This is a genomic window from Nocardia aobensis NBRC 100429 (assembly GCF_000308375.1).
Classification (GTDB): Bacteria; Actinomycetota; Actinomycetes; order Mycobacteriales; family Mycobacteriaceae; genus Nocardia; species Nocardia aobensis.
The window spans coordinates 1-6,144 of the sequence record NZ_BAFQ01000154.1 but is presented as its reverse complement, the minus strand read 5'-3'; the positions used below and the strand labels follow the sequence as shown (position 1 = coordinate 6,144).

The 6,144-nt window shown below is 68.1% G+C and carries 6 protein-coding genes; 3 read left to right on the top strand and 3 right to left on the bottom strand.

The genetic code is table 11. The annotated features are described in order from the left end of the window. The 3 genes from RJ03_RS20250 to RJ03_RS20240 all read right to left on the bottom strand — a co-directional run. The coding region (locus tag RJ03_RS20250; RefSeq protein ID WP_245552338.1) for a lytic transglycosylase domain-containing protein at positions 1-1,230 on the bottom strand (1,230 nt) is incomplete at its 3' end. Positions 1,231-1,378: 148 nt separating this feature from the next. Continuing rightward, complete coding sequence (locus RJ03_RS20245; protein WP_036504773.1) at positions 1,379-1,987, bottom strand: DUF1003 domain-containing protein; 609 nt, start codon at positions 1,985-1,987, stop codon at positions 1,379-1,381. Beyond that, positions 1,984-3,336, bottom strand: a complete 1,353-nt coding sequence (locus RJ03_RS20240; protein WP_083871196.1) for a magnesium transporter MgtE N-terminal domain-containing protein — start codon at positions 3,334-3,336, stop codon at positions 1,984-1,986. The genes RJ03_RS20245 and RJ03_RS20240 overlap by 4 nt, the downstream gene beginning before the upstream one ends. A 50-nt stretch (positions 3,337-3,386) precedes the next feature. Between RJ03_RS20240 and RJ03_RS20235 the strand changes: the two genes are divergently transcribed. From RJ03_RS20235 to RJ03_RS20225, 3 genes are all read left to right on the top strand, one after another. Beyond that, positions 3,387-4,334: an HpcH/HpaI aldolase/citrate lyase family protein gene (locus RJ03_RS20235; protein ID WP_036504776.1), complete on the top strand. Its 948-nt coding sequence runs from the start codon at positions 3,387-3,389 to the stop codon at positions 4,332-4,334. 164 nt (positions 4,335-4,498) lie between these two features. Beyond that, a complete protein-coding gene (locus tag RJ03_RS20230) occupies positions 4,499-5,563 on the top strand; it encodes a fused (3R)-hydroxyacyl-ACP dehydratase subunits HadA/HadB (RefSeq protein WP_036504774.1) in 1,065 nt (354 codons plus the stop codon). Positions 5,564-5,732: 169 nt separating this feature from the next. Beyond that, positions 5,733-6,144 (top strand): YflT domain-containing protein (locus RJ03_RS20225; RefSeq protein ID WP_036504770.1); only part of this gene is annotated, 412 nt, incomplete at its 3' end.

Sequence of the window (6,144 nt, the reverse complement as noted above, 5' to 3'; positions counted from 1 at the left end):
CCGGCTGTCCCTGCGGCTGCGTGCACGCCGGGGCGGCCGGCTTCGGTGCGTTCGGAGTCGGCCGGGCCGCATTCGGATTCGCGGGCGCGTTCGGATCGGCGGGCTTGCCCTCGGCGGCCTGCGGATCGACCGGACGCACCGGGTCACCCGCGCCCAGCGCTGGGTCTGGGCGGGTGCGGCCGGTCGGGCGGGTTGCCCGGGTTGCGGCATCGGAGCCGGCACCGCGGCCGGATCGCACGGATTCGGCTTCGGCGGCGGGCAGAAGATGCCGCACGGAATCGGCGGCAGGCCGGGGATATTGATCATCACCTGCGTCGGCTGCTGCGGCGTGGGCACAGTGGTGGTGGCCTGCGACGGCGGCTCGGTGGTGGTCGGGATGCTGCCGTTCGCGGCGAGGATGTCCGGACCCGCGGGCGGGGCCTGCATCGTGCCCGGCGGAATCAGATCGGGCGAGATCTGCACCTGGGTCGGGGCGCCACCGGTCTTGTAGGCGTTGGCCCAGCTCAGCACGTTGGCCGCATAGGCCGTCGAGTTGTTGTAGCGCAGGACCGCGCGCAGTTCCTGCTGCGGGTCACGCAGATTCAGCCCGCCCGAGCACAAGTACTTGCCGGCGGCCAGCGACGCGTCGAAGACGTTGTTCGGGTCCGCGACGCCGTCGCCGTTACCGTCGGACGCGTACAGCGACCAGGTGCCGGGCAGGAATTGCATCGGACCGACCGCCCGCACGAAATTGCCGTCTGCGGCCTTGATGACCTCGTTACCCGGCAGTGTGCCGTCCAGCGAGGGTCCGTAGATGGTGCCGATGGTCGTGCCCGCGGCGTCGGTGCGGCCGTGCCCGGCGTGATTGGACTCGATCCGCCCGATCCCGGCGAGCAGGCTCCAGCTCAGACCGCAGTTCGGCTCCGAGGACTGCAGTGTCAGTTCGGCATTGCGATATGCGGCGAGCACGATCTCCGGAATGCCGAAGGCTCCGCTACCACCCGGCAACGCGATGTCCTGCAGCGGAAGGGTACCGCCGAACAACGGCGCCCCATCCGCGGGCGCCGTCATAGCTCTGAGTTTGCGAGGAGGTTCGGGAGCGGCGGGTACCAGCCCCACCGCCTCGGCGTCGGAGTTGCCGGCGTCGGTGGGGGAGCTCGCTGCCGCGAGGCGCGCCTCGGTCGTCTTCGGCGCACTGGTCCGCGCGGTCGTGTGCGCCGCCGAACCCGTAGCCATCAAACCCGCAACCACCAGCGCCGATACGGTAATCGGTCCAGATATTCGCATCGGCACAACCAATCCCCTCGTAGTCGTTGAGCGACCTGGTACGCGCGGGGCCGCCACGGACAACGTGATCCAGGTTACCTGCCAGTCAGCACGTTGCTATCGATAATTGCGGTCAGCCGCCATCTATTTGAGGCGAAATCGGTACTCGACCCCTCTTCCTATCGGTACTTTTCTTGGACTTCGCGGTCTCGACAGCATCTTCGTCGTCCAGCGGCGCGTGTAGTTGGAGCCGCGCCAGAGCGTCTTTGATGTCTTCGAGTTCGCGGCGCAGATAGTCGCGAGTGGCGACCTCGCCCACCGCGATCCGCAGCGCCGCCAGCTCGCGGGCCAGGAATTCGGTGTCGGCCTTGGTCTGTGCCGCGCGGCGGCGATCCTCCTCTAGAGATACCTTGTCGCGGTTGTCCTGCCGGTTCTGGGCCAGCAGGATCAGGGGTGCGGCATAGGCGGCCTGCGTGGAGAAGGCCAGGTTCAGCAGGATGAACGGATACGGATCCCACTGCAGGCTCACCGCGAAGACATTGAGCCCGATCCAGACCACGACCACGACGGACTGCAACAGCAGATATCGGCCGGTTCCCAGGAACCGGGCCACCGTCTCACTGCCCCGCGCCACCGCTTCGGCGTCGATCTCGAACCGGAACCGCGATTCGACCGGGGTCTCCAGGCGCTGTCGCGCGATCGGCTTGTCCGGACGGGCAGCGCGTTCGCTGCGCTCACTCATGCTTTCGCCTTTCCGGCCGCCGCTTGCCCTGCCTCCGCCGCGCGGCCCGCCGCCGCGATCGAATGAATGGTGCTCGCCGGCTCGGAGGCGTCCTCATCCTGTTCGCGCCAGTCCTCGGGCAGCAGATGATCCAGCACGTCGTCGACGCTCACCGCGCCGAGTAGGTGATTCTCCTCGTCCACCACCGGCCCGCAGACCAGGTTGTAGGTCGCGAAATAGCGGGTGACCGCGGTGAGCGCGGCATCGGGATGCAACTGGGTCAGATCGCTGTCGACCAGGCCGCCCACCAGCGTCGCGGGCGGCTCCCGTAGCAGCGCCTGAGTGTGCACGCAGCCCAGGTAGCGCCCGGTCGGCGTGGCCGTCGGCGGGCGCACGACGAACACCATCGAGGCCAGCGCCGGTGTCAGATCGGGATCGCGGATGCGGGCCAGCGCTTCCGCGACGGTCGCCGCGGGGGTGAGCACTACCGGGCGGGGCGTCATCATGCCGCCCGCGGTGTAGGGCGAATATTCGAGCAGGCGCCGCACCGGCTCGGATTCCTCGGGATCCATCAGTGCCAGCAGCGCCTCGGCCTCACCCGTCGGCAGTTCGCCGAGCAGGTCGGCGGCGTCGTCGGGGTCCATCGCCTCGAGCAGATCGGCCGCGCGTTCGACGCCCAGATTCTGCAGCACGTCGACCTGGTCGTTCTCCGGAAGTTCCTGCACCACGTCGGCGAGACGTTCGTCGTCGAGGGCCCGGGCCAATTCGATCCGGCGCTTCTCGGGTAGTTCGCGCAGCAGATGCGCCACATCGGCCGGGCGCAGGCCCTCGAACTGGCCGAGCAACTGGGTGACGTCCTGACCGGGCAGATTCAATTCGTGCTGGGTCAGCCCGCGCACATCCGACCACTCGACCACGTGCACCTCGCGGCGCCGGCCCAGACGCCGATGCCCGCGCACCGCCACCCGCGAGAGCACCCAGTCGCGGGTCCGGCTCTGTTCGATGCCCAGGTCGACGACGAAGACGTCCACCCCTTCGAGGTCGGGGAGTTCGGGATCGACCACGCGCACCTTGGAGTCGAGCACCTGCGCCAACGCCAGCATTTCGCCGGGCCGCTGTTCGAAGCGGCGCAGGCTCACGGTGCCGGTGTTGAGGTTGACCGAGTTCGGCTCGATCGCGTTGACCCGGAGCATCGGCACGAAAATACGTTTGCGCGTGGGTAATTCGACCAATAGTCCCAGCACCCGGGGTTGCTGGCGGTCGTAGCGGATGGAGATCACCACGTCCCGCAGACGGCCGATAGACTCGCCGTCCGGACCCAGTACCACCAGGCCCGCCAGCCTGGCGGCGAAAACTTTCGTTGCTGCCATAAGTGCAAGGCTATGTGGTGCAGCCCCGCGAGACGATTCAGGAGCCGCCCATGTCAACGCGTCGTTCGGTGCTCGCCGTACCCGGCAGTAATCTTCGGATGATCGACAAGGCCAAGGGTTTGCCCGCCGACGAGATCTTTCTCGACCTCGAGGACGCGGTCGCGCCGCCCGCCAAGGCCGCCGCACGCGCCAATATCGTCGCCGCGCTGAACTCGCCCGGCTGGGGCAAGCAGATCAAGGTCGTGCGGGTCAACGACTGGACGACGGAGTGGACCTACGCCGACGTCATCTCGGTGGTCGAGGGCGCCGGTCGGGATCTGGACGCGATTCTGCTGCCGAAGGTCCTCGACGGCGCCCAGGTGCGCGCGCTCGATCTGCTGCTGACCCAGCTGGAGAAGGCCAACGGCCTCGAGGTCGGGCGCATCGGCATCGAACCGCAGATCGAGAACGCGCAGGGGCTGCGCAATATCGACGAGATCGCCACCGCCAGTCCGCGCGTGCAGACCCTGGTCTTCGGCCCCGCCGACTTCATGGCCAGTATCAATATGCGCACCCTGGTGGTCGGGGAACAGCCCGAGGGCTACGAACCCGGCGACGCCTACCACCACATTCTGATGACCATCCTGCTCGCCGCCCGGGCGCACGGCCTGCAGGCCATCGACGGTCCCTATCTGCAGATCCGCGACCTCGACGGCTTCCGCCGCGCCGCATCCCGCACCGCGGCCCTCGGATTCGACGGCAAATGGGTGCTGCACCCCACCCAGGTCGAGGCGTGCAACGAGATCTTCAGCCCTCGCCAGGCCGACTACGACCGCGCCGAGGAGATCCTGGACGCCTACGCCTACCACACCTCGACCGCCGGCGGAGCCCGCGGCGCGGTGATGCTCGGCGACGAGATGATCGACGAGGCCAGCGCGAAGATGGCCCAGGTCGTCGCGGAGAAGGGGCGGGCCGCCGCCATGACGCGCACCACGAGTTTCGTACCGCCGCAGGCGTAACGACAACTCACAATCGACCGCCGCGTTACTCGTGAAACCTCTTGAACGGCGGGCGAATCCGGTGAGCGCCGGCTCCGGCGCGCTTAGGCTCTGCGCAGCCGAGCGTTGAGGAGTGTGGCTTGTCCGAGGCAACCGTGGACCAGGCAACCGTGGACCAGGCAACCGTGGACCAGGCGACCACAGGCGAGGCGAGCGCGGATGCGTCGGCATACACGCGGTCGCTGGTGGGATATGCCTACCGTGCCGAGGACTATTACGAGGTCGGGCGGGAGAAGATCCGCGAGTACGCCCGCGCCGTGCAGGATTACGGCGCGGTGCACTGGCGGGAGGCCGACGCGGCGGAGTACGGCTACGGCGCCGTGGTCGCGCCGCCCACCTTCCTGTCGATTCCCGCGATGCTGGCCAATCGCCGGTTGTTCGAACGCGTCATCACCGGCTACGACGTGTACGTGCAGACCGATCAGGTCTTCGAGTTCCATCGGCCGGTGGTCTCCGGCGACCGCCTGGTGAGCGATGTCGAGGTCAGCGCGGTGCGCACCATCGCCGGGAAGGATCTGATCACCGTCACCAACACCTTCACCGATCAGTTCGACGAGGTCGTCCATGTGATGCACACGACCGCGGTCGGTGTCACCGGGGAGGACATCGACTCGGGTATCGCGGGCGCGATCGAACGGGTGATCATGCACGGCGTCGGTGCGCCGTCGGCCGCGCCGGGGCTGTCCGAGGCGGAGTTGCTGGACGCCGCCGTCGCCCCGCACCGCGACCACCGCTTCTCGGAGGTGTCGCGAACACGAGTGCCGCACACCGCTGTCCGGTTCGACGACGTCGCCGTCGGCGACGAACTCCCGTCTCGCACCGCGCGAATCACACGCGGCGATCTGGTGAACTACGCGGGCGTCTCGGGTGACGCCAACCCCATCCACTGGCACGACGGCGTCGCCACGCTCGCGGGCCTGCCCGACGTCATCGCGCACGGCATGCTCACCATGGGGCTCGGTGCGGGCTTCGTCACCGGATGGCTCGGCGACCCCGGAGCGCTGATCAGGTACGCGGTGCGGTTGTCGAACTACACGATCGTGGATGCCCGGTCCGCCGGCGTCGTCGAATTCACCGGCCGGATCAAATCCCTCGATCCGCGCACGCGCACCGCCGTCGTGGTGGTCGTCGCGAAGTCGGCGGGCCGCAAGATATTCGGACTGGCGACCGCCGAGGTCCGCTTGGCGTGACGCGGGGTCGCTCGGCTCGGTCGAGACGACGAGTGCTGCCCACCTGCTGTGATCCTGGCAGTGTGATGTCCGATTTGCTGCTCTTCGGCGGTAAAATCGGACACGCGGGGCGGCCGCCGGGTCGCCGCATCCAGCCACAGCGGCGATATCGACCTAGGATCGTGGAGTTATGACCAATCCGTTGGGTAGTCCGAATCGCAATCGGCCCGGCTTGCCGACGCCGCCGTCGGGGTGGCCGGTCGCCTCCTATCCGACCTACGCCGAGGCACAGCGGGCGGTCGACTATCTGGCCGACAACCAGTTCCCGGTGGAGAACATGACCATCGTGGGTGTCGATCTGATGCAGGTCGAACGCGTGCTGGGCCGGCTCACCTGGGGCAAAGTCATTGGCGGCGGCATGGTTTCGGGCGCCTGGCTGGGCCTGTTCCTGGGGTTGCTGCTGAGCCTGTTCACCACCGGTGGCGTGATCGGGCCGCTGGTGGTCGGCCTGGTCGGCGGCGTCATCTTCGGGCTCATCTCGGCGGTGATCCCGTACGCCGCCACCCGCGGCACCCGCGACTTCGCCTCCACCATGCAGTTGG